Annotated in this window: 2 protein-coding genes and 1 pseudogene; 1 reads left to right on the top strand and 2 read right to left on the bottom strand. The window is 63.5% G+C overall.

From position 1 onward, the window contains the following. Positions 1 to 110 precede the first annotated feature (110 nt). Entirely contained in the window at positions 111 to 362 is a 252-nt protein-coding gene (locus HCJ94_RS31610) for a zinc-ribbon domain-containing protein (RefSeq protein ID WP_444939646.1), read from the top strand. Here HCJ94_RS31610 and HCJ94_RS29295 read toward each other — a convergent pair. Both HCJ94_RS29295 and HCJ94_RS29290 read right to left on the bottom strand, forming a co-directional pair. Next, positions 292 to 957: a DUF6875 domain-containing protein gene (locus HCJ94_RS29295; protein ID WP_168004232.1), complete on the bottom strand. Its 666-nt coding sequence runs from the start codon at positions 955 to 957 to the stop codon at positions 292 to 294. The two genes, HCJ94_RS31610 and HCJ94_RS29295, sit on opposite strands and share 71 nt — an antisense overlap. A 38-nt stretch (positions 958 to 995) precedes the next feature. Then, positions 996 to 1364: pseudogene (locus HCJ94_RS29290) on the bottom strand (epoxide hydrolase); the annotation flags it as partial.

The raw sequence follows: 1364 nt of genomic DNA, 5'->3' as shown, positions 1-1364 counted from the left end.
TTAGAATCCGGCTCCGAGTCGCCGGAAGTGTGTGCCTACGATGCCGCGCCGCGAAACGTCGGCCGCCGACCACAGCGCCGCTGCGCACTACCCACCCCACGGTGGCCGACATGTTCATCCGCAACCTGACCCACCCGCACCGCACCCCTGACTCCTTGCCAAAATCCGCGACTGACCGGTGCCGATGGCGGTGCAGCGCCTGCGATCACGAGTGGGAGCAGACGGTGCTGAATGTGGTCGGCGCTGGCCGGCCCTGCCCTCGATGCGCCGAGTTGATGGGCGGCGCACCGCTTAGTCGCGCCGCGCGCGCCACGGCAAGTGGCGTAGTTCCTCAGCAAGAGCGTGGACTGCGGATTCTTTAAAGCGGTGCGCCCAATAGTTGAGCCAGTCCTGGTCGTCCAGGAAGAACTTCCAGTCGCTGATCACCCCTTGCCTCACGAACAGAAACGGCACGGGTGATTGGAATGGGCGAAAGCTCGCGTTGTATGTCGCGGTCCCCTCATTGCCTTTGTAGAAGGGCCCGAACACGATTCCATCTTCGACATACGACGGAACTGCAAGCTGCTGAAGGACGTCGTCGAAGAGGCCTTGCGCACGGTCGGCTGACATGTCGGTAAAAACGACGACTATCACCTTGTAGTTCGCGCCGTCGCCGTCAATAGGTTCAGCGTCCAGGAACAGGTTCTTGTAGCCGTTCATAAGCTCGACAACATGTGACACGCCCCGGTCGGCGATCTGCTCAGGAGCGAGCCAAAGTGTCTTACGCTCCAAGGCCGCAGGCACGAACGGACAGACGGGCCCAGCGCGGCCGAGATCCTCGTGAGGGCTGACCACGAAGGCCTGGATCCAGTCTGCGACGGCGCGAAGCGCATATAGCGCGCCTTCCGCAAGCTCACTCGTCCTTCCGACCTCGTCGAGTTCCCCGACGAGGAAGAGATCAGGGATCTGTGTTGGCATGGAACCTCCTCCTATAGAGAACCAAAACAATGGCGTGATCAGCGCAGTGAGCTAAATGCAGCCCGCACCTCGGCGGAGAAGAGCTCCGGCTTCTCCCAGGCGGCGAAGTGGCCGCCCCTGTCGACCTCGTTGAAGTAGGTGAGGTTGGGGTAGACCATCTCGACCCAGCTGCGCGGGGCAGCGAAGATCTCGCCGGGGAACGTCGTGAAACCGACCGGAACCGAGACCGCCGGAGGAGCCTGGCCGGCCGCACCGGCTGCGGCCTGAGCCCGTCCGGTCTCCCAGTACCACCGGGCGGCCGAGGCGCCGGTGCCGGTCAGCCAGTACAGCGTGAGGTTGTCGACGATGGTGTCGCGGGTGAGGCCGCCCGTCGGCTGCTTGTCGACGAACGCGCGGAAGATCTTGTT

The sequence above is a fragment of the Micromonospora thermarum genome (assembly GCF_012034245.1).
Taxonomy (GTDB): Bacteria; Actinomycetota; Actinomycetes; order Mycobacteriales; family Micromonosporaceae; genus Micromonospora; species Micromonospora thermarum.
Note: the sequence above shows the minus strand (reverse complement) of the source record. Positions and strands in the feature narration are given on the sequence as shown.

Excerpts from the sequence above, each read along its gene's own strand:
- HCJ94_RS31610 (WP_444939646.1), top strand. The coding sequence starts at position 111 with ATGTTCATCCGCAACCTGACCCACCCGCACCGCACCCCTGACTCCTTG.
- HCJ94_RS29295 (WP_168004232.1), bottom strand. The coding sequence starts at position 957 with ATGCCAACACAGATCCCTGATCTCTTCCTCGTCGGGGAACTCGACGAG.